The sequence below is a fragment of the Flavobacterium sp. 316 genome (assembly GCF_000967805.1).
GTDB lineage: Bacteria > Bacteroidota > Bacteroidia > Flavobacteriales > Flavobacteriaceae > Flavobacterium > Flavobacterium sediminilitoris.
Genome location: NZ_JYGZ01000006.1, coordinates 165,965 through 190,675, shown reverse-complemented (window position 1 = coordinate 190,675; position 24,711 = coordinate 165,965). Strand labels below are relative to the sequence as shown.

24 protein-coding genes are annotated in these 24,711 nt (G+C 29.3%); 13 read left to right on the top strand and 11 right to left on the bottom strand.

Features of this window, described 5'->3' with window-relative positions:
* Window positions 1-22 precede the first annotated feature (22 nt).
* The 7 genes from SY27_RS14290 to SY27_RS14260 all read right to left on the bottom strand — a co-directional run bounded on the left by SY27_RS14290 (window position 23) and on the right by SY27_RS14260 (window position 4,546).
* Entirely contained in the window at window positions 23-556 is a 534-nt protein-coding gene (locus SY27_RS14290; protein WP_045971514.1) for a GNAT family N-acetyltransferase, read from the bottom strand.
* A 202-nt stretch (window positions 557-758) separates the two neighbouring features.
* Window positions 759-1,292, bottom strand: coding sequence for a GNAT family N-acetyltransferase (locus SY27_RS14285; RefSeq protein WP_045971512.1), 534 nt, complete (start codon window positions 1,290-1,292; stop codon window positions 759-761).
* 9 nt (window positions 1,293-1,301) lie between these two features.
* Window positions 1,302-1,817: a GNAT family N-acetyltransferase gene (locus SY27_RS14280; RefSeq protein ID WP_045971509.1), complete on the bottom strand. Its 516-nt coding sequence runs from the start codon at window positions 1,815-1,817 to the stop codon at window positions 1,302-1,304.
* A 3-nt stretch (window positions 1,818-1,820) separates the two neighbouring features.
* Window positions 1,821-2,198, bottom strand: a complete 378-nt coding sequence (locus SY27_RS14275) for a VOC family protein (RefSeq protein ID WP_045971507.1) — start codon at window positions 2,196-2,198, stop codon at window positions 1,821-1,823.
* A gap of 1 nt (window position 2,199) precedes the next feature.
* Entirely contained in the window at window positions 2,200-3,066 is an 867-nt protein-coding gene (locus SY27_RS14270; RefSeq protein ID WP_045971505.1) for a nucleoside phosphorylase, read from the bottom strand.
* Window positions 3,067-3,119: 53 nt separating this feature from the next.
* Window positions 3,120-3,452 (bottom strand): translation initiation factor, encoded by a 333-nt coding sequence (locus SY27_RS14265; protein ID WP_045971843.1) that lies wholly within the window; start codon window positions 3,450-3,452, stop codon window positions 3,120-3,122.
* A 140-nt stretch (window positions 3,453-3,592) separates the two neighbouring features.
* On the bottom strand, window positions 3,593-4,546 hold the full coding sequence (locus tag SY27_RS14260; RefSeq protein ID WP_045971503.1) for an isopenicillin N synthase family oxygenase: 954 nt from the start codon (window positions 4,544-4,546) through the stop codon (window positions 3,593-3,595).
* Window positions 4,547-4,747: 201 nt separating this feature from the next.
* Between SY27_RS14260 and SY27_RS14255 the strand changes: the two genes are divergently transcribed.
* The gene (locus SY27_RS14255; protein ID WP_045971501.1) at window positions 4,748-6,724 is read left to right on the top strand and encodes a thiamine pyrophosphate-dependent enzyme; all 1,977 of its coding nucleotides are present in this window, start codon (window positions 4,748-4,750) and stop codon (window positions 6,722-6,724) included.
* Window positions 6,725-6,755: 31 nt separating this feature from the next.
* Here SY27_RS14255 and SY27_RS14250 read toward each other — a convergent pair whose 3' ends face one another.
* Window positions 6,756-7,457 carry an RluA family pseudouridine synthase gene (locus SY27_RS14250; protein ID WP_045971499.1) on the bottom strand — a complete coding sequence of 234 codons (702 nt, stop codon included), beginning with the start codon at window positions 7,455-7,457 and terminating at the stop codon, window positions 6,756-6,758.
* Window positions 7,458-7,496: 39 nt separating this feature from the next.
* Entirely contained in the window at window positions 7,497-8,315 is an 819-nt protein-coding gene (gene panB, locus SY27_RS14245; protein ID WP_045971497.1) for a 3-methyl-2-oxobutanoate hydroxymethyltransferase, read from the bottom strand.
* 194 nt (window positions 8,316-8,509) lie between these two features.
* On the opposite strand from panB, the gene SY27_RS14240 reads away from it, so the two are divergent.
* The 5 genes from SY27_RS14240 to SY27_RS14220 all read left to right on the top strand — a co-directional run bounded on the left by SY27_RS14240 (window position 8,510) and on the right by SY27_RS14220 (window position 12,416).
* Window positions 8,510-8,956, top strand: coding sequence for a 3-methyl-2-oxobutanoate hydroxymethyltransferase (locus SY27_RS14240; protein WP_045971495.1), 447 nt, complete (start codon window positions 8,510-8,512; stop codon window positions 8,954-8,956).
* 87 nt (window positions 8,957-9,043) lie between these two features.
* Complete coding sequence (locus SY27_RS14235; RefSeq protein ID WP_045971493.1) at window positions 9,044-10,114, top strand: ATP-binding protein; 1,071 nt, start codon at window positions 9,044-9,046, stop codon at window positions 10,112-10,114.
* Window positions 10,107-10,790: a response regulator transcription factor gene (locus SY27_RS14230; RefSeq protein ID WP_045971841.1), complete on the top strand. Its 684-nt coding sequence runs from the start codon at window positions 10,107-10,109 to the stop codon at window positions 10,788-10,790. Before SY27_RS14235 ends, SY27_RS14230 begins: the two co-directional genes overlap by 8 nt.
* 14 nt (window positions 10,791-10,804) lie before the next feature.
* On the top strand, window positions 10,805-11,074 hold the full coding sequence (locus SY27_RS14225; RefSeq protein WP_045971491.1) for a hypothetical protein: 270 nt from the start codon (window positions 10,805-10,807) through the stop codon (window positions 11,072-11,074).
* Entirely contained in the window at window positions 11,067-12,416 is a 1,350-nt protein-coding gene (locus SY27_RS14220) for a TrkH family potassium uptake protein (protein ID WP_045971840.1), read from the top strand. Before SY27_RS14225 ends, SY27_RS14220 begins: the two co-directional genes overlap by 8 nt.
* A gap of 78 nt (window positions 12,417-12,494) precedes the next feature.
* On the opposite strand, the gene SY27_RS14215 is transcribed toward SY27_RS14220, so the two are convergent.
* Window positions 12,495-13,916, bottom strand: a complete 1,422-nt coding sequence (locus tag SY27_RS14215; protein ID WP_045971489.1) for an L-serine ammonia-lyase — start codon at window positions 13,914-13,916, stop codon at window positions 12,495-12,497.
* Window positions 13,917-14,186: 270 nt separating this feature from the next.
* Between SY27_RS14215 and SY27_RS14210 the strand changes: the two genes are divergently transcribed.
* Both SY27_RS14210 and dnaK read left to right on the top strand, forming a co-directional pair.
* The gene (locus tag SY27_RS14210) at window positions 14,187-15,083 is read left to right on the top strand and encodes a metalloprotease (RefSeq protein WP_045971487.1); all 897 of its coding nucleotides are present in this window, start codon (window positions 14,187-14,189) and stop codon (window positions 15,081-15,083) included.
* 189 nt (window positions 15,084-15,272) lie between these two features.
* The gene (dnaK, locus tag SY27_RS14205) at window positions 15,273-17,165 is read left to right on the top strand and encodes a molecular chaperone DnaK (RefSeq protein ID WP_045971485.1); all 1,893 of its coding nucleotides are present in this window, start codon (window positions 15,273-15,275) and stop codon (window positions 17,163-17,165) included.
* 77 nt (window positions 17,166-17,242) lie between these two features.
* On the opposite strand, the gene SY27_RS14200 is transcribed toward dnaK, so the two are convergent.
* Window positions 17,243-18,175 carry a hypothetical protein gene (locus SY27_RS14200; protein WP_045971483.1) on the bottom strand — a complete coding sequence of 311 codons (933 nt, stop codon included), beginning with the start codon at window positions 18,173-18,175 and terminating at the stop codon, window positions 17,243-17,245.
* 182 nt (window positions 18,176-18,357) lie between these two features.
* Here SY27_RS14200 and SY27_RS14195 point away from each other — a divergent pair, with 182 nt between their 5' ends.
* The 5 genes from SY27_RS14195 to SY27_RS14175 are packed head-to-tail and all read left to right on the top strand — an operon-like array spanning window position 18,358 to window position 24,703.
* A complete protein-coding gene (locus tag SY27_RS14195) occupies window positions 18,358-18,969 on the top strand; it encodes a hypothetical protein (protein WP_045971481.1) in 612 nt (203 codons plus the stop codon).
* A gap of 24 nt (window positions 18,970-18,993) precedes the next feature.
* Window positions 18,994-20,046 (top strand): YafY family protein, encoded by a 1,053-nt coding sequence (locus SY27_RS14190; protein WP_045971479.1) that lies wholly within the window; start codon window positions 18,994-18,996, stop codon window positions 20,044-20,046.
* The gene (locus SY27_RS14185; RefSeq protein WP_045971477.1) at window positions 20,036-20,782 is read left to right on the top strand and encodes a nucleotidyltransferase domain-containing protein; all 747 of its coding nucleotides are present in this window, start codon (window positions 20,036-20,038) and stop codon (window positions 20,780-20,782) included. Before SY27_RS14190 ends, SY27_RS14185 begins: the two co-directional genes overlap by 11 nt.
* A gap of 32 nt (window positions 20,783-20,814) precedes the next feature.
* Window positions 20,815-22,662, top strand: coding sequence for an ATP-dependent endonuclease (locus SY27_RS14180; protein WP_045971475.1), 1,848 nt, complete (start codon window positions 20,815-20,817; stop codon window positions 22,660-22,662).
* The gene (locus SY27_RS14175) at window positions 22,652-24,703 is read left to right on the top strand and encodes a UvrD-helicase domain-containing protein (RefSeq protein ID WP_045971473.1); all 2,052 of its coding nucleotides are present in this window, start codon (window positions 22,652-22,654) and stop codon (window positions 24,701-24,703) included. Before SY27_RS14180 ends, SY27_RS14175 begins: the two co-directional genes overlap by 11 nt.
* The last annotated feature ends 8 nt before the right edge of the window (window positions 24,704-24,711 follow it).

The window sequence follows — 24,711 nt, the reverse complement described above, 5'->3', positions numbered from 1 at the left end:
TTTTTAGCTCAATTTTTTAGTACTATTTATTAAACTGTTCTTTTGTGATTTCATATCGAACGCAAGGAATATTATTCCAATTATATTCTGTTTTTTGTTTCATTCCAAGTCTTTCTAATATTCTTTTAGAATTTTTGTTTTCAGTATGTGTCGAAGCATAAATATTAAATTTTTTCATTTTGTTAAATCCATATTGAAGCCATGCTTCTGCTGCTTCTTTTGCATATCCATTTCCCCAATGTTCTTCTTGTAAACGATATTCAATATCGTAGAAATTTACTAAATTATTTTCAGATTCTGTCACAAATTTGATTCCTGCCCAACCTATAACTTCGTTTGTTTTTTTTAATACAACTGCAAAACGACCAATTCTATTTTTTATGTATTGATTTCTGATTTCGCCAATGTAATCTGTAACATTATCAATGTCATTTGCAGGATTACTGCTTAAATAAGTGTGCACATTTGGATTTTTATCCATCTTAAATAGTGCTTCAGCATCAGAAAATAGAAGTTCTCTTAAAATTAATCGATCTGTTTGTAATGTTAAATTCATAGGTTTTTTTAAATTTTTAAAATATAATTCGTTGACTATCTGAATATAAATGAGATAATCTTATTTGAATTTTTTGATATGATTTCTTGTGGAAATTTTGGGATTATTTTTTGGCTAAGGTATAGATTATTTAAGCAGAAAATGAAATTATTTTGCTTAGAAAACACAAAAAATGATTAGTATCCTTTTTGTAGAGTAAAAATTAATTATTTGGATTTATCATTTGCCACCATTTCCATTGAATTCCATCTTCAGCTTTATATTGTTCTATAAACTCCATTCCACATTTTTGAAGAATATGGTTTGAAGCTCCATTTTCAGCATGTGTATAGGCATTCATTTTTTTAATATTCATTTTGTTAAAGCCATAATTTAACCAAAATTGCGTGGCTTCTGTAGCAAATCCTTTATTCCAAAAAGGTTCATTTAAGCGATAACCATAATCAAAAAAGTTGGTATTTCCATTTTCAACATGATCATTAACAAATTTAATTCCTGTCCAACCAATAAACTCTTCTGTTTCTTTTAAAATAGTAGCAAAACGTCCAATATTGTTTTCTTTATATTGATTTTGTACATATTCAATAACTTTTATAGATTCTTCAATGGATTGAGCAGGTTTGTTCCAAAGGTATTTATGAACATTAGGATTTGCATCCATTGCGAACATAGCTTCTGCATCATTAAAATTTAATGGTCTAAGAAGAAGTCGTTCTGTTTCTAGTTTTAAATTCATATTGGAATTTTAATTTGATGCATACCAAACGCATGGAATCTTTTCATTCCAAACGTATTTGTTTTTTAAGTTTAGCCCAATTTTTTCAAGAATTTTCCTAGAACCTATATTTTCAATATGAGCAGAAGCATATAACACATCTACTTTTAATTCATTAAAGGCATAATCATACCAAGCTTTTGCAGATTCGTAAGCAAATCCTTTTCCCCAAAATTCTTCACGGAAACGATATCCTATTTCATAAAAATCGATATGATTGTTTTCTTCTTCTGTTATATATTTCAATCCACTCCAGCCAATAAATTCATTTGTTTCTTTTAAAATTACAGCAAATCGTCCTATACCATGTGCCAGATATTGATTTCTAATATTTTCAATGTAAACAATACTTTCTTCTATAGATTTCAATGGATTATTTCCCAAATATTTATGAACATTTGGATTACTATCTAGTAAAAACATACCTTCAGAATCGTTATATTCAATTGGGCGAAGAAGTAAATGGTCAGTTTCAATTGTAAACATTATTCATTTTATTTTTAAATTAGAAATTATAATTCTATAGCCATCAGGATCTAAAATCATTCTCCCATTTTCATTCCAATAAGGATTTTTTGATGTAACAAAAGGAATGTTTTCAAGTCTTATTTTGAAAATTAGACGCTCATATTCCTCAATAGTTTCAGGATAGAATACTAAAGCATCATCTTCGTCAAAAATATGAATTGCTTGTTCATTGGATTGTGTAAATTCTAAATGCCAGTTTAAATTAGGTTTCCCTATAAAAATACCATTATAATTATCATGATTCTCAAAACTACCTAAAACTTCAAAACCTAATATATTTGTATAAAAGGTTTTGAGTTTAGCTAAATCATTAGTATGTCTGGCAAATCTAAAATTCATATTATTTTACTAATCTTTCTAAAGTATAATCGATTAAACTTTCAACGGTTTGATATGGATTTGAACTAAAATCTCCAGTTGCTCTATTGGCAATAATTGCATTTAAAGATAAACAATTATGACCTAAAAGTTTACCTAATCCGTATATTGCAGCGGTTTCCATTTCAAGATTTGTCATACGAGTTCCATTAAAATTGAAATTATCCATTTTGGTATTCAATTCTGGATCTTGAATGTCTAATCGTAATACGCGACCTTGTGGACCATAAAATCCACCAGCCGTTCCAGTAAATCCTTTGTGCATTTTATTACTAAAAATTTTATCTACTAAAGATTCACTACATTTAATTACATAAGGACGACCTTTTTGTAAATCCCAATTTGTTTGTTCTATAAAAGCATTTTCAATATCTTTTTCAGAAACCTTGTCAATTAAGTAGGAGCGAAGCATATTGTCTAACCCAATAGCATATTCGCTCATGACAAAGCTGTCAACAGGAATATCCTTTTGTAAGGAACCAGATGTTCCAATGCGAACAATATTTAAAGCGGTAAGTTTCTCTTTGGGTTTGCGAGTTTCTAAATCAATATTAACTAAAGCATCTAATTCATTTAAAACAATATCAATATTATCAGGACCAATTCCTGTAGAAATAACAGTTAATCTTTTTCCTTTGAATATACCAGTTTGTGTTTTAAATTCACGTTTTTGAGTTGTAAATTCTATAGAATCAAAGCGATTTGTAATTTTTTCTACTCTTTCTTGATCTCCAACAAAAATAATATCGTGAGCAATGTTTTCGGGTTTTAAATTGATGTGATATAAACTCCCATCTGGATTTAATATAAGTTCTGAATTTTGTATCATTTTTTTAGTTTAAATGGTTAAAGTGTTTTAAAACGGATGGTTGAATGCATTTTTTAGCCTCCAACACGTTTAGTTTTGAAACCTTTTTCTTGAAGATATTTCATAATTTTATCTCGATAATCTCCTTGAATTATAATTTCTCCATCTTTAAAACTTCCACCAACAGCAAATTTGTTTTTGATTTCTTTTGCTAATAGTTTAAAATCTTCATCTTCTCCTTCATAACCTGCAATAATTGTTGTTGGTTTTCCTTTTCTTTTTTCATATTTACAAATCATAGGTTCTTTTTGAACAAATAATTCGTGTTTTGTTTCCTCAACCATTTCAGGTTCGTTAGAAACTTGATGATCAGGAAATAGTTTTTTTAGTTGGTCTTCTAAGCTCATAGTATGAAATTTAAGAAACACAAAAGAGATTCTTATATAATTTTTGTTAAGTTTCTCAATATTTTGTGTTGCTGTAAAATAAAAACAAAAAGACATTAAGATTAAACTCAATGCCTTTTTGTAAAAATATAAATTTACAATTATTTTTTAATCAAGCCTAATTCTACTAGTCTTTCATGTAAAAATTCTCCCGCTGTTATATCTTCATATAATTTTGGATTGTTATCATCAATACATTCAGATAAGCAATTTAATTTCATGTCACTAACGGGGTGCATAAAAAATGGAATTGAGTAACGAGAAGTTCCCCATAATTCTCTAGGAGGATTAACAACCTGATGAATTGTAGACTTTAATTTATTGTTTGTATGTCTTGATAACATATCACCTACATTTATCATTAATTCATCTGGTTCAGCCATTGCATCAATCCAGTCTCCATTATGATTTTGAACTTGTAATCCTTTTCCTTGTGCACCCATTAATAATGTAATCAAATTGATATCACCATGAGCGGCCGCTCTAACAGCATCATCTTTTGGCTCATCTGTAATAGGTGGATAATGGATAGGACGTAAAATACTATTTCCATCTTTGATGTATTTATCAAAATAGAACTCATCAAGACCAATGTATAAAGCTAATGCTCTTAAAACATAAATTCCTGTTTTTTCAAGCATTTGATATGCTTCTTTACCAATTGTATTAAAATTTGGTAATTCTTTTACTTCAACATTATCAGGGTATTCTCCAGCATATTTTGAATTAGTATCTACATACTGACCAAAATGCCAAAACTCTTTTAAATCTCCAGCAGAACGACCTTTTGCATGCTCTTTTCCGAAAGAAACATAACCTCTTTGTCCTCCAATTCCTGGAATTTCATAACTCTTTTTAGTCTCTAAAGGAAGTGAAAAAAAGTTTCTAACTTCTCCATATAAACCTTCAACTAATTTGTCATCTAAAAAGTGACCTTTTAATGCTACGAAGCCAATATCTTCGTAGGCTTTTCCGATTTCATTTACAAATTTTTGTTTACGTGCCGGATCATCCGACAGGAAATCACGTAAGTCAACACTTGGAATTTTTTGCATTATATTACATTTTGTTAATAACTTACAATAGGCTTAACACCTACATAAAACAAATGTAAATAAATATTTTTAATTCAATTTAGGAAAGTTATTAACATTTATATGAATAGCTTAAATTATTTAAAAATATTTTTTTGTAACAATCTATTTTAAAAATGTTATTTTTTATACTTTTGAAAGAAATTAATAGACAACGTTTGTATGAATTTTGATAGAAAAAATTTAAGTAATAAAGAACTTTTAGATTTATATAAGAAGCTTTTAAAACCTAGAATGATAGAAGAAAAAATGTTAATTCTTTTACGTCAAGGTAAAGTATCAAAATGGTTTTCTGGAATAGGTCAGGAAGCTATTTCGGTAGGTATAACATCCGTTTTAGATAAAGATGAGTATATATTACCGATGCATAGAAATTTAGGTGTTTTTACTACTAGAGAAATTCCATTACATCGTTTGTTTTCACAATGGCAAGGTAAAAAAACAGGATTTACAAAAGGGAGAGATAGAAGTTTTCATTTTGGAACACAAGAATATAAAATTATAGGGATGATTTCTCATCTTGGCCCGCAAATGGGTGTTGCAGACGGAATTGCTTTGGCAAATAAATTAAAGAAGAATGGTAAGGTTACAGCCGTTTTTACAGGTGAAGGAGCTACATCAGAAGGAGATTTTCATGAAGCTTTAAATATTGCTTCAGTATGGGATTTACCAGTTTTATTTGTAATTGAGAATAATGGATATGGTCTTTCTACTCCTACAAATGAACAATATCGTTGTGAAAACTTAGCAGATAAAGGTGTTGGTTATGGAATGGAAAGCTATGTTGTGGATGGAAATAATATACTTGAAGTTGTAAATTTAGTTTCTGAATTAAAAGCATCAATGTTAGAAAATCCAAGACCTGTTTTATTAGAATTTAAAACTTTTAGAATGCGTGGTCATGAAGAAGCAAGTGGAACAAAATATGTACCGCAGGAATTGATGGATATGTGGGCAGAGAAAGACCCGATTTCTAATTTTAAAGATTATTTAATTAGAACTTATGTAATAAATGAAGAGGATGATGCTCAAATAAAATCGAGTATTAAAGCTGAAATTGATGAGCATTGGGCTTTAACTCAAACAGAACCAGATGTAGTTGCTAATTTGGAAGAAGAATTAAATGATATGTATAAACCTTATACTTTTGAAGTTTTTGAAGCCTCTGGAGAAAAGGAGAATATTCGTCTTATTGATGCTATTTCTAATGGATTACGTCAATCAATGGCACGACATGAAAATTTGGTTATAATGGGGCAAGATATTGCAGAATATGGTGGAGCGTTTAAAATTACTGATGGTTTTGTTGATGCATTTGGTAAAGAAAGAGTTCGAAATACACCAATCTGTGAAAGTGCAGTAGTTTCTACTGCAAATGGGCTTTCTATTAATGGGTATAAAGCTGTTATGGAAATGCAATTTGCTGATTTTGTTTCTACTGGCTTCAACCCAATTGTAAATTTACTAGCAAAACAACATTATCGATGGAATGAAAAGGCCGATGTTGTTGTGAGAATGCCTTGTGGTGGAGGAACACAAGCAGGACCATTTCATTCACAAACTAATGAAGCTTGGTTTACCAAAACACCTGGATTAAAAGTAGTATATCCTGCTTTTCCTTATGATGCAAAAGGATTATTAAACACAGCAATTAATGACCCTAATCCAGTTATGTTTTTTGAACATAAACAATTATATAGAAGTATTTATCAAGATGTTCCTGTTGATTATTATACTATTCCGCTTGGAAAAGCTACACTATTAAAAGAAGGAACTGCTGTGACTATTATTTCTTTTGGAGCAGGTGTACATTGGGCATTAGAGACATTATCTAATAACTCAAATATATCTGCTGATTTAATTGACTTGAGAAGTTTACAACCTTTAGATTGGGAAACGATTTACACTTCTGTGAAGAAAACAAATAGAGTGATTATTTTACAAGAAGATACTTTATTTGGAGGAATTTCAAGTGATATTTCTGCAATGATAATGGAAAACTGTTTTGAATATTTAGATGCTCCAGTAAAACGAGTAGCAAGTATTGAAAGTGCTATTCCTTTTGTGAAAGCTTTAGAAGATCAATATTTACCAAAAGCACGTTTTGAAGCAGAATTAAAAGCTTTGCTAGAGTATTAATTTAAATATGAAAATCCTTTCAAAAGATATTTTAAGAAGAAATAGCATTCCAAATTACATCTTTCGGTGTAGGAGCTATAATTTTTAAAATATCTTTTGTTACAGGATGAGTTAAGACTAATTGTCTGGCATGTAAATGAATACCTCCATCAGGATTACTTCTATCAAATCCATATTTTAAATCTCCTTTTATAGGGCAACCAATTGCAGATAGTTGTGCTCTAATTTGGTGGTGTCTTCCAGTATGAAGTTGGATTTCTAATCCAATATAATGATCTAATTTTTTAATGATTGTATATGCTAAACTTGCTTTTTTACTCTCTGGGACTTCTTTAATATGTGCTTTCGAAGTATTGTTTTTTGGATTTCTTTTTAAATAATGAATTAAAACATCATTGTTTTTTGGAGGGCTATTTTTTACAACAGCCCAGTATGTCTTCTGTGTTTCTCTATTTTTGAAACTATCATTTAATCGTGTTAATGCTTTTGATGTTTTTGCAAATACTACAATACCAGTAGTTGGTCTGTCTAAACGATGAATGACACCTAAAAAAACTTCTCCAGGTTTATTATATTTTTCTTTTATATATTCTTTTACAACTTCAGATAATGGTTTGTCTCCTGTTTTATCACCTTGAACAATATCTCCAACGCGTTTATTAATTACAATAATATGATTGTCTTCATGAAGAATCTGAAGATTATCTTTAGTAGAAATTATTTTTTCTGCCATTATTTAAAAGTAAAAATCTTTAAAAAGTATAATAAAGAATTAATATTGTTCATTTTCGTTTGGAAAATCAACAGATTTAACATCCGTAACATATTGACCAATGGCTGTAGTCATTTCTTCATATAAATTCATATAACGTCTCAAGAATCGAGGACTAAATTCATGTGTCATACCAATCATATCATGAAGCACAAGAACTTGTCCGTCAACACCATTTCCTGCTCCAATTCCGATTACAGGAATAGAGATGCTTTCGGCAACTTTTTTTGCTAATGCAGCAGGGATTTTTTCTAATACTATAGCAAAACAACCTACTCTTTCAAGCATTTTAGCATCTTCAATTAACTTATCGGCTTCCTCTTCTTCTTTAGCTCTTACAGTATAAGTTCCAAATTTATAAATAGATTGAGGAGTTAGTCCTAAGTGTCCCATTACAGGAATCCCAGCATTTAAAATACGTTTTATACTATCCTTTATTTCGCTTCCACCTTCTAGTTTTACAGCGTGTCCGCCACTTTCTTTCATGATTCTAATAGCTGACCTCAATGCTTCTTTTGGATCTGATTGATAAGAACCGAAAGGTAAATCAACAACGATTAAAGCTCTTTCTGCCGCTCTAACTACAGATGATGCATGATATATCATTTGGTCAAGAGTAATTGGTAATGTAGTTTCATGACCAGCCATTACATTACTAGCAGAATCACCTACAAGAATTACATCTACTCCTGCTGAATCTACAATTTTTGCCATTGTAAAGTCATAAGCAGTTAACATGGAGATCTTTTCTCCATTATCTTTCATTTCAACTAGTGTTTTTGTAGTAATTCTTTTATAATCTTTTTTAGCTACTGACATTTTATATCGATTGTATGTTATGAAATTTTAAATTAGAAATTTAATCTAAAATTTACTTATGATTCGTTGTTTTATTCTAGGCAAATGTAATAAATCAAAATAGGATACAAATTAACCAAATAAAATAAATTTGAAATTATCATGAATAATGTAACATTTTTTGTAAAATAACAACCAATTAATTAAAAACGAATATGAAAAAGTCTCTCTTTTTACTAGTTAGTCTATTTGCCATTTCATCTTCTTTCTCTCAAGAAAATGAAGTTAGAAAATGTATTGATGATTTTTTTATTGCCTTTCATTTAAAAGACACTACACAATTGAAGAAAATGTGTCATGAAGAAATAATTATGTGTACAGTAAGTACTAAAAACAAAGGAACAAAATTAAAGAATGATGGTTTTGATGTTTTTTTAAAATCGATAGCTTCAATTCCTTCTAATGTTATCTTTTTAGAAAAACTTTTAGATTATAGAATAGAGATTGATGGTGATTTAGCTCATGTTTGGACTCCTTATGAATTTTTTGTAAATGAAAAGTTAAGTCATCAAGGAGTTAACTCTTTTACACTTATCAAAGAGTATGATAATTTATGGAAAATTGTCTATATAATTGATACAAGAAAAATGAAATCTTTATAAAATCTTTATACTTACAGAGGATTATTTTATATATTATTTATGAAACCCAACTTATCTTTGCTGTGTTAAACAATAAAGAAATTAAGTGTGTTAAATAGAAGTACAAATACAAACAAGCAATATTTTTTTAGCATTCTTTTTGTAATACTAATATCATTTATTTGTTTTGTATTTAAAGATTTGATAGGCTATAAAGTAATAGCATTTATTCTTTTAGTTACAGTTTCTTTCTTAGCGATGTTTTATCGTATTATTCCAACATTAATTGGAGCTATTTTAAGTGCTTTAATTTGGAATTTCTTTTTTATAAAACCTTATTTTACTTTTCATATAGAAAATACAGAAGATGTATTAATGTTTTTTATGTATTTCGTTATTGCACTAATAAATGCGGTTTTAACATTTAAAATCAGACAAATAGAACATATAGCTAATAAAAAAGACGCTAAACTTAAATCGATAAAGCTATATAATACACTTTTAGATAGTTTATCGCATGAATTGAAAACTCCAATATCAGCAATCATTGGTTCAACAGACGCACTTCAGAATAATAAAACGATAAACGATAATCAAAAAGAAAAACTCTTAGAAGAAATATCAATTGCTACATTAAGATTGAATAATCAAGTTGAAAACTTGTTAAATATGTCAAGATTAGAGTCAGGTGTTATTGTGCCAAAAATGGATTGGGTTGATGTTAAAGAAATCATTTATGGAGCTATCAGAACATTAAATACAAAGTTATATTCCCAGAAGATTATAGTAAATTGTTCTGAAGATTTTCCTTTATTTAAATTAGATTATGGTTTAACAGAGCATATTATTTATAATTTATTAAATAATGCAATTATTTATACATCTGAACATAGTACAATTTTGATCAATTTAAAGAATAATGGAAATGTTTTACTGATAGAAATTTTAGATGAAGGAAAAGGTTTTCCTAAAGATGAAATTGATTATGTTTTTGATAAATTTTATAGGCTTAAAAACTCAAGACCTGGTGGTTCAGGTTTAGGTTTGTCTATTGTTAAAGGCTTTGTTGAAGCTCAAAATGGAGAAATAGCATTAGAAAATAGAGTTGAAGGAGGAGCAAAATTTACTATTAAAATTGAAACTAAAATGTCAAAATTTAATATTGTTGAAAATGAATAAGCGCCAAATATTAGTAATCGATGATGAAGTTCAAATTAGAAAACTTTTAGATATAACTTTAAGTAGTAATGATTTTGAAGTCAAATTTGCAGAAAATGGTTTAGAAGGGATTCGATTTGCAGCAGCGTTTCAACCAGATTTAATTATGCTAGATTTAGGTTTGCCAGATATTGATGGTCAAAAAGTATTGGAACAATTACGAGAATGGTATTCTAATCCTATTATGATTTTATCTGTTAAAAGTGAAGAAATTGAGATAGTTAAAGCCCTAGATAATGGTGCTAACGATTATTTAATAAAACCATTTAGAACACAAGAATTATTGGCAAGAGTTCGTTCACATTTACGACATCATATTAAAGAAATTTCTGAGCCTATTATAAGTTCTTCTAGTTTTTCAATTGATTTAGTTTCAAGAGTTGTAAAAGTTAATAATGAAGATCTGAAATTAACACAAACGGAATTTAACTTATTAGCCACTTTAGTTAAAAATGAAGGAAGAGTATTAACTCATCAATATTTATTAAAAGAAGTATGGGGAAAAAGTTATAGTGATCAGACTCAATACTTAAGAGTTTTTATAGCTCAACTTAGAAAAAAAATAGAAAAAGACGCAAATCATCCAGAAATGATACTTACTGAGAGTGGAATTGGATATCGATTTACCTTAATCTAAAAAAAGCATTTTACATGAAAAAATTAATCCGCAACACAGCTAATGTGCCAAGCAATACTACATGTTTGTCTATTAACGAAATAATTAATCCTAATCAAAGTGATGTAGAATCAAGGTTATGGTTTCATGAATTCATGAAAATTAATCAATGTCCACAACGAGAAGATCCTTTAGAAAATCAATTGAAAGATTTGTGTTTGGTAGCTGAAAAACTAGGATTAATTTATGCTTCCCACTTTGTTAAAAATTATTATAAATTTAAAATTGAAAATAAAAATGCCTAAAACCTTATTTCAAACAGCAAGACGTCAATATTTAAAATTTCACTTGCGATTAACACCTCAACAGAGTATTTTTTTTGGATTTTTTATGTATATGATTTTAGGATGGATTTTTCTCTCTTTGCCATTTGCACAAAAAATGCCTACCTCTTTTATTGATACATTATTTACTTCTACTTCTGCACTTTCTACAACAGGTTTGGCAACAGTTAGTACATTTGATAATTATACTTTTTTTGGACAATTAATTCTTCTAATTTTAATTCAAATAGGAGGGATTGGTTATATGACTTTTACAACTTACATTTTATTATCTACAACCAAGCAAATTACACATTGGCATAAAAAAATACTACATAATGAATTTACTATGCCAAGAGAATTTAAAGTTCAAGATTTTTTAAAATCAGTTATTGTTTTTACATTTACCATAGAAATAATCGGAGCTATTCTCTTTTATTGTGTTTTTAGGGTAGAGCATTCGGATTCTTTTTTTACTATCTGGACAAGTGTTTTTCATAGTGTTTCCTCATTTTGTACCGCAGGATTTAGTTTATATAATGATAGTTTTGAAGGATATGCTACAAACTCTTTGTTAAATGCAATTGTATTTTTTTTAACAATTTCGGGTGCTTTAGGTTTTATTGTCGTTACAGATTTATGGTATTTTTTTACTAAAAAGACTAAAGAAATCTCTTTTACAACAAAAATGATTACGTACTCATTTTTTTCTGTTTTATTTTTAGCAACAATAATTAACTATTTTGAACCATCATTTAAAAACAGGACTCATTTTGAACAATTACAAATAGCTCTATTTACATCTGTAAATTCAATGACAACTGCCGGATTTAATTCCGTTAACATTGGGACATACTCGTTAGGTTTTCTTTTAGTTATTATTTTTTTAATGTATGTAGGAGCTGCTCCATCAAGCACTGCTGGTGGTATGAAAATAACTACATTAACCGCTATTGTTGCTATTGTGAAAAGTAAATTAAGAAATCAATCAAAAGTTACATATTTTGGAAAAACTATTCCAATTGATAGACTCGAAATGGCTATTTCAATATTTATATTTTATACTGCAATATTGTTTTTAAGTGTTTTTCTGCTCTCTTTTACAGAAAATTATGCTTTTGAAGCGCTACTATTTGAAGTCACTTCTGCCATTGGAACGGTTGGTTTAAGTACAGGAATAACAGGAGACTTATCTGTATTTGGTAAAATAATATTGATATGTATAATGTTTATAGGTAGATTAGGAGTTATAACATTTGGATTAGCTATACTTTCAAGAAAAAGAAATGATAAAATAGTAGATGAATCAGATTTAGCCACATAAATAGAATCATTTATAGAAGGAGATTATTCAAATAAAAAAGAGAGATCAACTAATCTCTCTTTTTTATAATATTATAGATTAACAATCAGCAAGATTAACTCCAATGGCTAATCCTCCTTCAGAAGTTTCTTTATACTTAGTATTCATATCTTTTGCTGTTTCCCACATTGTATTTACAACTTTATCTAATGGAACTTTAGCATTTTTTGCATCTGTCTCTAATGCTAATTCAGCAGCATTTATCGCTTTTATCGCTCCCATTGTATTACGTTCAATACATGGAATTTGAACTAATCCACCTATTGGATCGCAAGTTAGCCCTAAGTGATGTTCCATAGCAATTTCTGCCGCTACAAGTACTTGTTCAGGAGTTCCTCCCATTACTTCGCATAATGCTGCTGCTGCCATAGCACTTGAAACTCCAATTTCTGCTTGACAACCACCCATGGCAGCAGAAATAGTAGCTCCTTTTTTAAAGATACTGCCTATCTCTCCAGCGGTCATTAAAAATTGTTTTATTTGCTCTTCATTTGCATCGTGATTCTCAATAACTAAATAATACATTAAAACAGAAGGAATAACACCAGCACTACCATTTGTAGGAGCTGTTACAACTCTGCCTAGTGAAGCATTTACTTCATTTACAGCTAAAGCAAAACAACTTACCCATTTTAATATTTGTCTAAACTTTACTTCAGTTTGACGAATAATCTGCATCCAAGAATATGGATTATCATAAGGTAAAACACCAATTAAGTTTTTATGCATGTCATAAGCTCTTCTTCTTACATTTAAGCCTCCAGGTAAAGTCCCTTCAGTATGACATCCAATATACATACATTCTAGCATTGTGTCCCAAATTCGCATTAGTTCAGAATGGATATTTTCTTCCGTACGCATAGATTTTTCATTCTCATATACAATTTCCCAAACTTTCTTGTTTTCCTTTTTACAATATTCTAATAATTCAGAAGCCTTATCAACGGGAAATGGAAATGCACATTTTAATTCTTCATTAATAGTAGAATTTATTCTTTCTTCTACAACAACAAATCCTCCACCTATAGAATAATACGTTTTTTCATATTCTGAATTATCAGTATAAGCAGTAAATTTTATTCCGTTTGAATGAAAAGGTAAAAAGTCTCTATTAAAAACAATATCATCATTAATATTAAAAGGAATAATGATTTCGTTACCAAGGAAAATTTCTTTTTTGTTTTTTATAGCTGTAATTATAACGTCAATACTTTCAACAGGAATATATTCAGGATCAGCACCACTTAATCCAAGCATGACAGCTAAATCCGTTGCATGACCTTTACCTGTAAGTGAAAGAGAACCATATAAATCTACTTTAATTCTATTTATAGAGTCAATTAGGTTTTCATTTCGCAAATCTTCCAAAAAACGCTCTGCAGCTCTCCATGGACCTAATGTGTGGGAACTCGATGGTCCTACACCAATTTTTAACATATCAAAAACAGAAATACATTCCATAACAATTATATACTTATACTTAATAAATGCAAATATAGGCTACAAAGAAATACAAAAGGATTAATAAACACATTTTGTTATTTTTAGCAATTATTCATTATTTTTTGTTAAAAACTAAGATGATAATTGTAGTTCTGGCGTTAAAACGTCAATTTAATAGTTGAAATATAAATAATTAAATATTTTAACAAATTATATAATTTTAATGTAAAATAAGTGTTATTATTTTTTATAATATTGCTTCATTAATAATTTATAACTATAATTTTAATGAAAACAAATTTTAAAAATGCATTTCTATTTTTGAGTGCAATTGTATTAACTACAACATCTTGTAGTAAAGACGAAGAAACTGTTTCAAATAACCAAGAGGAAATTTTATCTATAGTAGATGAACAACCAAACCATTTAGAAGGGGATTGTGGTTATGTAGATGGAAACTGGAGTCCAACAGCAGTATTAAGTACTACAATAGGAACTTCTGCTGAAACTAATTTTATGAATACACAAAATTCAAAAATTGCAGCCGTTTGGGGAAGACCGGCTGTGCCTTTACGTTTTGTAAAAGATCCAAGTAATCCAAGTTCTACATTTAACGCTATATCTTATGGTAGTGGTAAAATTTACTATGGAGAAGCAATCTATAATGCTGCAAAAGCTCAATCAAGTGATAATATTGTAAATGCTATGATTTTAGCTCATGAGTTTGGTCATCAATTACAATATACTTATGGTTTACCTTCTCAAAATGAATCTACTGCTCGTGCTGCGGAATTAGAAGCAGACGGTATGGCTGGTTATTATTTAAGAAGACCTACAGGATTTAATAAAACTTCTTTTTCTCAAATTGCAGCAGCTTATGAATTTGCAGCTTCAATTGGAGATAATTGTACAACTTGTCCTGGACATCATGGTTTAAGTTATCAAAGACGTTCAGCAGTACGTTTAGGATTTTTATTAGGAGCATATGCTTTAAACGGACCTAATTTTGATTATAACTTCTTCTATTATTATTCAGGAGTTTTAAGTGGTTCATACAAGCAAAATGCTGCTAGTTCAGAATATTTTAATCCTGAAATTGATGCTTACATTCGCTCACATGCTGAAGAATTAAGAAGAATTCAATCAGGTGAAATGTCAGATGAAGAATACTTTAATTTAAATTAATATTTATTAAATTGGTTGAATAGCCGCCCTATGGGTGGCTATTTTTTTATAATGACATCTTGTCATTGTTTTTTGTGTTATATGACAAAATATAACCTTTTTTATAGTTGGCATAATCATTGAAATGTAAAAAAGCAAGTTTTAAAAATGAAATAAATACACACAATAAATAAATTAAGATTAAAAGTTATGAGTAAAATTATTGGAATTGATTTAGGTACAACAAATTCTTGTGTTGCCGTTATGGAAGGTGGAGAACCAGTCGTAATTGCTAATGCAGAAGGGAAAAGAACAACACCTTCAGTAATTGCTTTTGTAGAAGGAGGAGAGATTAAAGTTGGTGATCCTGCTAAAAGACAAGCTGTAACTAATCCTACAAAAACGATTGCTTCTGTTAAGCGTTTTATGGGAAATAAATATTCTGAAAGCGCTAAAGAAGCTTCAACAGTTGCCTATAAAGTAGTAAAAGGAGATAATGACACACCAAGAGTTGATATTGACGGAAGATTATATACTCCACAAGAATTATCAGCAATGACTCTTCAAAAAATGAAGAAAACAGCTGAAGATTATTTAGGAACAACAGTTACTAAAGCTGTAATTACAGTTCCTGCATACTTTAATGATGCGCAACGTCAGGCTACTAAAGAAGCAGGACAAATTGCAGGATTAGAAGTAATGCGTATTATTAATGAGCCTACTGCTGCAGCATTAGCTTATGGTTTAGATAAACAAGGTAAAGATCAAAAAATTGCAGTATATGACTTAGGTGGAGGTACTTTTGATATTTCTATCCTTGAATTAGGAGATGGCGTTTTTGAAGTATTATCTACAAATGGAGATACACACTTAGGAGGAGATGATTTTGATCAAGTGATTATCGATTGGTTAGCGAATGATTTTAACAGTGCTGAAGGAATTGATTTACGTAAAGACCCAATGGCTCTGCAACGTTTAAAAGAAGCAGCAGAAAAAGCAAAAATTGAGTTATCATCTTCTGCTCAAACAGAAATTAACTTACCTTATGTTACTGCTACAGCTTCAGGACCTAAGCATTTAGTACAAACATTAACGCGTGCAAAATTTGAACAATTAGCTGATGCTTTAGTAAAACGTTCAATGGAGCCAGTTGCAAAAGCATTAAAAGATGCAGGTTTGTCAACATCAGATATTGATGAAGTAATTTTAGTAGGAGGTTCTACTCGTATTCCTGTTATTCAAGAGCAAGTAGAAAAATTCTTTGGTAAAAAACCATCAAAAGGAGTTAACCCAGATGAAGTTGTTGCAATTGGAGCAGCTATTCAAGGTGGAGTATTAACAGGAGACGTTAAAGACGTATTATTATTAGATGTAACGCCACTTTCATTAGGTATTGAAACTATGGGTGGTGTAATGACTAAATTGATAGAGTCTAACACAACTATTCCAACGAAGAAATCACAAGTTTTCTCTACAGCAGCAGATAACCAACCATCAGTTGAAATCCACGTTATACAAGGAGAAAGACCAATGGCAACAGATAATAAAACTATTGGACGTTTCCATTTAGATGGAATTCCACCTGCACAAAGAGGTGTTCCGCAAATTGAAGTAACTTTCGATATTGATGCTAATGGTATCATTAAAGTATCAGCTACAGATAAAGGAACTGGAAAATCACATGATATTCGTATTGAAGCTTCTTCAGGATTAACACCAGAAGAAATTGAAAAAATGCGTAAAGAAGCTGAAATGAATGCCGATGCAGACAAAGCAGCTATGGAAAAAGTTTCAAAATTAAATGAAGCTGACAGTATGATTTTCCAAACGGAAAAACAATTATCTGAATTTGGAGATAAATTATCTGAAGGTAACAAAACAGCTATTCAAGGAGCATTAGAAGAATTGAAAAAAGCTTATGAAACTAAAGACGTTGATACAATTGCTCCAGCTTTAGATAAAATCAACGAAGCTTGGAAAAATGCTTCTGAAGAAATGTACAAAGCGCAAGCAGAAGGACAAGGAGCTCCACAAGATGCTCAACCACAAGGTAATGCTTCTGAAGATCAAACTCAAGATGTAGACTTTGAAGAAGTGAAGTAATATATTATTTATTAAAGAAAAACCCTGAATTTAGTATGAATTCAGGGTTTTCTTTTTATGTTCAATCCATCTTATTATTAATAAGGACTATTAGCTTCTATTTCCGCCCAAGTAGAAAATGAAGTAGTATAACTTGTTGTAGATCCAGACTCAAAACGAATTCTACCTTTTAAATGGTAGCCATTTAATCGTTTAGTAGATTTGTAAACAGGAAGCGTTTTTTCATAACCATAGTGTCCAGGACTACTATACCAAGGTAATGAAGAAGGTCCTGATGCAGAACTACATTTTGCTTTTGTCCATGTGTTTTCAGTTTGTATATAGGCTCTTTCAGTACTACTAAAAGTAGCGTTAGAATACATATAATAATGTGCAGAACAATAAATTCCAGATTTTTCATAAATGCTATAAAGCGTAACTAATCGTCCTCCAATTTGTAATCCTACACCTTGATTACGCCCTCCAGCAGCATCTTCACTACAAGCTTTGTTTGAAATAGCTTCTTCATCATTAGAAATTAAACCTAATACATCATCATCTGTAGAATAAATTTGAATGTGTGAGTTTGAAAGATTTTCTTGAATTAAATCTAGATACTCATTTGCATATTTTGCTTCTAATACAAGCACCGTTTCGTTTTTTTTATTAATTTTAAATATATGAGAACCAATTTGAATACAATTATCTTTATTAATTAATTGTGAAAAATAAGGACTAATGTAAGTGTTAATTGTATTAATATCTAATGTTGTAATAGGATTCACTTCAGCATAAGTTAGGTGTCCCATTTTAGCAATTTCACTTAAAACTTCATTTTGTAAAGCTTCAGATGGATTGTTTACTACTTTTTCATAATCTTCAATGTTTTTAAAAATTAATAGTTTGCCATCTGATTTCATCCCTAATGAATTGAAATCATTGTTTGTTAAAGAAGTTGTTTCTTCATCATTAGAACAGGAGAAGAATGATACAAACACAAGTAATAAAGCTGTTTTTTTGATTAATTTCATAATTTGTTATGTTAATTTCCTTACTCTTTTTATTATGGCTTTTCAGGTTACACCATTTGATCAATCACTTACAAGTGTTAAAACCTTTTTTTTATTACCCATTTTTTGGTTATATTTTAAATAGATATTTTTTTCTCTGTTTAGCACTTTAAAAAAATTGTATTTTTGAGGAAAGAACTTACATGAATTTGAAAGAAATATACTTCAAGCTATTATTACAAATAGGATTTCATCAAAATGATATTCAAGTACATTGGCTAACATTACAAAAAGCATATTCTCAGAAAAACAGATATTATCACAATTTGACGCACTTAGAAAACATGATACTAAGCTTTAATAAGTATCATTCTGAAATTCAAAGTCCTAATGAGACACTTTATGCTATATTTTATCATGATATCGTATACAATGCGAAGAAAACAGATAACGAATTAAAAAGTGCCGAATTCGCTTTAAGTATCTTACCTAAAGAAATTACCATTAATAGAACCTTAGTTTTTGATATGATTGTTGCCACAAAACAACATGAACATAATAAGAACGAAGACACCAATTGGTTAATTGATTTTGATTTAGAAATTCTAGCCAAAGATTGGGAAGATTATCAAAATTATTACGAACAAATTAGAAAAGAATACAAAATCTATCCTGATTTTCTATATAAACCAGGGCGTAAAAAAGCCTTGCAACACTTTTTAGAAAGTACAAACCTATTTCAAACGGAAACCTACAGAATGCTTTATGAAACCAAAGCAAGAGAAAACATCCAAAAAGAAATAGCTCAACTATAAAAACACCATTTAATTTTTTAAACAATGGCTCAAAATAAAAACGCACTCATACGATATAAAACCATCGATAAATGTTTACAGAATAATTACCGACAATGGACATTAGACGATCTAATTGAAGCTTGTTCTAATGCTTTGTTTGAATATGAAGGCAAGGAAAATAATATTAGTAAACGTACCATTCAATTGGATATTCAAATGATGCGTAGTGAAAAATTAGGCTATAACGCACCCATTGTAGTCTATGACAAAAAGTATTATAAATATGAAGATGAAGAATTTTCAATTACTGATATTCCACTAACGGAAACCGATATTAATGTATTAACCGAAACAGTTTCTATGTTGAAACAGTTTAAAGATTTCTCGCTGTTTAACGATGTATCTGATATTTTACAACGATTGGAAGATAAAATCTATGCCGAAAAGTCACATACAAAACCAGTAATTCATCTTGATAAAAATGAGAAACTAAAAGGCTTGCATTTTTTAGACGAATTGTATCAGGCAATTATAAAGAAAATCGTTTTAAAAATAAGTTACAAATCATTTAAATCCAGAGAAGCAAACGAATTCTTTTTTCATCCTTTTATTCTTAAAGAATTCAATAATAGATGGTTTTTGGTAGGCAAGAAAGGAAACAAGGAAGGCGATAGCATCGTTACGAATTTAGCTTTAGATCGAATTGTTTCTATTGATTTCGATTTTTCATTAGACTATCACGATACTAATTTTGATGCCGACGAATACTATAAAAATGTAGTAGGAGTAACGGTTAATAGTGGTTTAGATCCTCGAAAAATTAGAATCTATGTAGATGCTGCCAACGCGCCCTATGTAATAACGAAACCCTTTCATAGTTCGCAAAGAGTAATACAAGAAAATGAAGACGGAAGCGTAATTATTACGTTGTATTTAATTATAAATTACGAATTAGAACGTTTATTATTAGGCTTTGGAAACGGAGTTGAAATTATTAAACCTGCATTTCTTCGCAACAGAATTAGAAATATTATAGAACAAACTTCAGAAAAATACCGACTTTCTGATGAGAAAATAGTAAACAATGAAAGATAAAATACTAGCCAAACTACAAGAAATTGCAAAAGAAAAAAACGTAGAACTATTATTCGCGGTCGAATCGGGAAGTAGAGCTTGGGGTTTTGCTTCTCCAGATAGTGATTATGACATTCGTTTTATCTACAAACACGATTTGGACTATTACCTTTCTATTTTCGAAAAACCCGATGTTATCGAATTCATGACTGCTGACGATTTAGATGGATCAGGTTGGGATTTGAGGAAAACCGTACGATTATTAGCAAAATCCAACGCATCTTTGTTAGAGTGGCTGCATTCACCCATTGTGTATTATGAAAACGAAGTTTTTGCAAAGGAGATAAAAACCATTGCCAAAGCCTGTTTTTCGCCTATTGCATGTTTGCACCATTATTTAGGAACAACCAAGAATTTCATGGACGTTTGCGAACAAGAAGAGGTAAAACTAAAAAGTTATTTCTATGCCTTACGAACGGCTTTAGCCGGAAAATGGATTATAGAAAACAATACCTTTCCACCAGTGGATTTTATGGAATTGTTACCTATTGCACCGCAAAACATACAAGAAAAAGTAAAAGAACTAATGGACATAAAAGCCAACCAAAACGAAACCTATTTACACCCAAAAGAAGCTCTAATAACCAACTTCTTGCAGGAAACGGTAGCTTTTAACCAAGAAAAGGCAAAGGGTTTAAAAAATGGTCAGTCTGTTAATGAAGAATTGGATAGGGTTTTTAGGGTCTTAGTAAGATAAACAAACAAACTAAAAGAAATAGATAAATAAAAATGTATATATCTGAATTAAAACTTTGGAATTTTAGAAAATATGGTAATGCGTCTAATGATTTAGACTTAGAAGCCCCAAGTTTAACTGTGCCTTTTGAAAAAGGAATGAATATTTTAATTGGTGAAAATGACTCAGGAAAAACCGCAATTATTGATGCAATTAAATTAGTTCTAAAAACGCACGCTTATGAGTGGATAAAAATTGAAAAATCTGATTTTAATTCAATTACTGAAAAATTAAGAATTGAAATTCATTTTAAAGGAATAACTGATGATGAAGCTAAACATTTTATAGAATGGTTAGGTTGGGATGATGAAAAAAAACCAAAACTGATTTTAATTTATCAAGCAGAATACAGAGATAACCGAATTATTCCATCTGATGTTAAAGCAGGTATGGATGGAACAGGATTCCTTTTAAATGCTGAGGCTAGAGAATATTTAAAATGTACTTATTTAAAAGCTTTACGTGATGCAGATAGTGAATTAATGGCTAAAAAGAATTCTCGACTTTCTCAAATTTTACAAGAACATAAATTATTTAAAAAAAGAAAGGGAGATAATAGTAAACATGAATTAGAACATATTTTTGAAGATGCAAATGGTTTAATTAAAAACTATTTTAATAATGATAAAGAAAAGGATGATGGTCAAAAAAGTAATAAAAAACAAATTGCCGAACCTATTAATACATTTTTAAAAGATTTTATAGATGATAACTATATTTCAAAATTTGATATAACTGAAGCAGAAATTAAAAGTATCCTAGAAAAGATTTCTTTAGGGATTGACGGTAAAGATAATTTAGGATTAGGGACGATGAACCGATTGTTTATGGCGGCAGAATTATTGCATTTGAAAAAAGATAACTATGATGGCCTAAAGTTATGTATGATTGAAGAACTGGAAGCTCATTTACATCCTCAAGCTCAAATGAAGATTATTGAAACCTTGGATAGAGAGTCAAAAAATGGTATCCAATTTATACTTACAACTCATAGTCCTAATATCGCATCAAAAGTAGATTTAAAGTCTTTGATAATTTGTAAAAACAATAATGTTTTTCCATTGGGGGAAGATTATACTTATTTGGGTGAAAAAACGAAGGAAAGTAAATATGAAAATAGTTATAAATACCTTAAACGATTTTTAGATGTTACCAAATCAAATCTATTTTTTGCAAAAGGTGTGATTTTAGTGGAAGGTTGGTCAGAGGAATTATTAATACCAGAAATTGCAAAAAAATTAGATTGTGATTTAACAAAGAAAGAAATTTCTATTGTAAACGTAGGTTCTACAGCATATCTTGATTTTGCAAAGGTCTTTTTGAGAAAAGATGGCAACAATGAGTTAAATATTCCAGTTTCAATAATAACTGATTTAGATGAGCGAGAATATGAAAGGGAAGCTATTACTGAAGTAGGAAAACAAAAAAAGATTTCCGGCAAAAAACAATACACGTTTATAAAGCAAAATATAAGTAACCACGATAAATTAGTAAAAGATAAAGAAAATCAGATTTTAGATAAGAAAAGTGACTATGTCAAACCATTTGTCTCTAAAAAGTGGACTTTTGAATGGTGTTTATTAAAATCATATATTTTGGGAGATTCATTCAAAGAGGTTTTAAAAACAGTACATTCTGATACATTTAATAACATAGATTCAGAGGATGGATACGAAAAAGGTTTAGCAAAATTACTTTTAAGTAAAAGTCTTAACAAGACAGAACTTGCTTACCAACTAAGTGAAAAAATTAAAGAATTCAATTCATTCGATTTCAATGGAGATGATACCTTTTACTATGTAGTTGATGCTATAAAACACGCTTGTAAAGATGGAAATTGAAAAATATATACCTCAAGCTGAAAAAATCTTTTTAGGAGAAGGTACTTTTAAAGATGACAGAAATGAGCGAATAGATTTTATTAAAAATCTCAAAACTTGTGATTTATTAGCAGTTCCTGGAAGTGGAAAAACTACTGCTTTGATAGCCAAATTATATTGTATCGCTCAAAATATGCCTTTTGAAGATGGTTCTGGTATTTTGGTATTAGCTCATACTAATAATGCTGTTGACGAAATAGAAAAGAAACTAAAAAGACATTGTCCTCAACTTTTTGAATATCCAAACTTTGTGGGTACTATTCAGAGTTTTGTAAATAAATTTTTAGCTATTCCTAACTATATATCACATTTTAAACAAAGACCCATAACTTTTGATGTTAAAAGATATGAACATCAAATAAATAAATTTTACCTTAATATTAAAAATCAAAATTTGAAGAATTGGTTGGATAAAAAGCAGAATCCAATAAAGTTTTTATTCAATTTAAGATTTGACAATGATTATAACCTTATTAATGGGTTAAATTCTAATAAAGAAGATTTTGAATTGAAAGACCAATCAAAACCAACATATAAAGGTTTAAAATCATTTAAAGAAAATTTAATTAAAAATGGTTACTTGCATTTTGATGATGGCTATTTTCTTGCGAATAAGTATTTATTAAAATTTGAAACAATAAAATTGATTCTTCAAAAGCGCTTTAAATATGTTTTTATTGACGAAATGCAAGATTTGGAAGAGTATCAAATTAATATAATTGATGATATATTTTTTTCAAAAGATTCTAAAACTGTAATCCAAAGAATTGGTGATAAAAACCAGTCAATTTACAATATAGTAAAAGAAAATTGTGATTGGAAAACTCGTCAAGAATACGATTCAAAATATACAGATTTGAGTTTTCAAAACTCCTTACGTTTGAATTCTAATGTTGCAAATCTAGTAGATAAATTAGTCTTGGAAAGACCTAAAAATTATAAAGTTGTTGGAGCTTTTAACGGCTCAGAATTAAACCCTCATTTAATCGTTATTAATAATAAGACTACAGGAATTCAAATACAAAATCGATTCATTGAATTAATTAAAAAGTATAATCTACATCATTGTGATAAAAATGTAAAAAACGGCTTTAAAATTATAAGTTGGAATACGGTTTGGAATAATGACGAAGAAAATATTGATAAAAAAACAAATCTTAAAAAATTGCGCTTAATTGATTTTTATGAGAATTATGAAAAAGAAAGCATCAATAGGAAAGACGATCATAGTAACTTAAAGGATTATTTATATCACTATGATAAAGAAAAGAAAACGTTAGAAGCTATTAGAAAATCAATTCTAAATAGTTTTACAAGAATTTTAGATTTAGAAGAAATAAAAGACGAAAATGGAAGAAGATATCGTAAATCTACTTTAATGCAATTTATTAAAAATCAAAGTGAAGAATATTACAATGATTTTAAAGCTAAATTGTATTCGTGGTGTTTTAGAATTGTGGTACATCAACAAAATGAAAAAGTTTATAAAGAAATTGTATCGTTCGTAAAAAGTAATGACTTTATAGGTTTAAATTGGCACAATATAGAAAACTACCAACCGAAGAATATTTCAAAATCAAACCAGTTTATAATTTCTAGTGATTTTCAATTAAAAAAAGAACCGAAAGAAGGTTTAAAGAAAAAAGAAGAAATACAAATTGATTTAGCATCGGTTCATGCAGTTAAAGGACAAACTCATTGTGCCACTATGTATATTGAAACTGCATATAGGTTACCAATTTATGAAACTCAAAAAATTATAATATCAAAAGGAAAGGATAAATCTAATCCTTTATTACTTGAAGATCATAAATGTAGCGGTACGAATGGTAAACAAGCACTTAAAATGATGTATGTTGGTTTTTCAAGACCTACGCATTTATTGTGTTTTGTGGTTTTAGAAGAAAATGTTAAAGACTATTTGGATAGTTTGTGTCATACCAAAGGTGGTTCATGGGAAATTGATAAAAAGTTAATTCAAGTCAAAGCTTTAAATCTATGATTGGAATC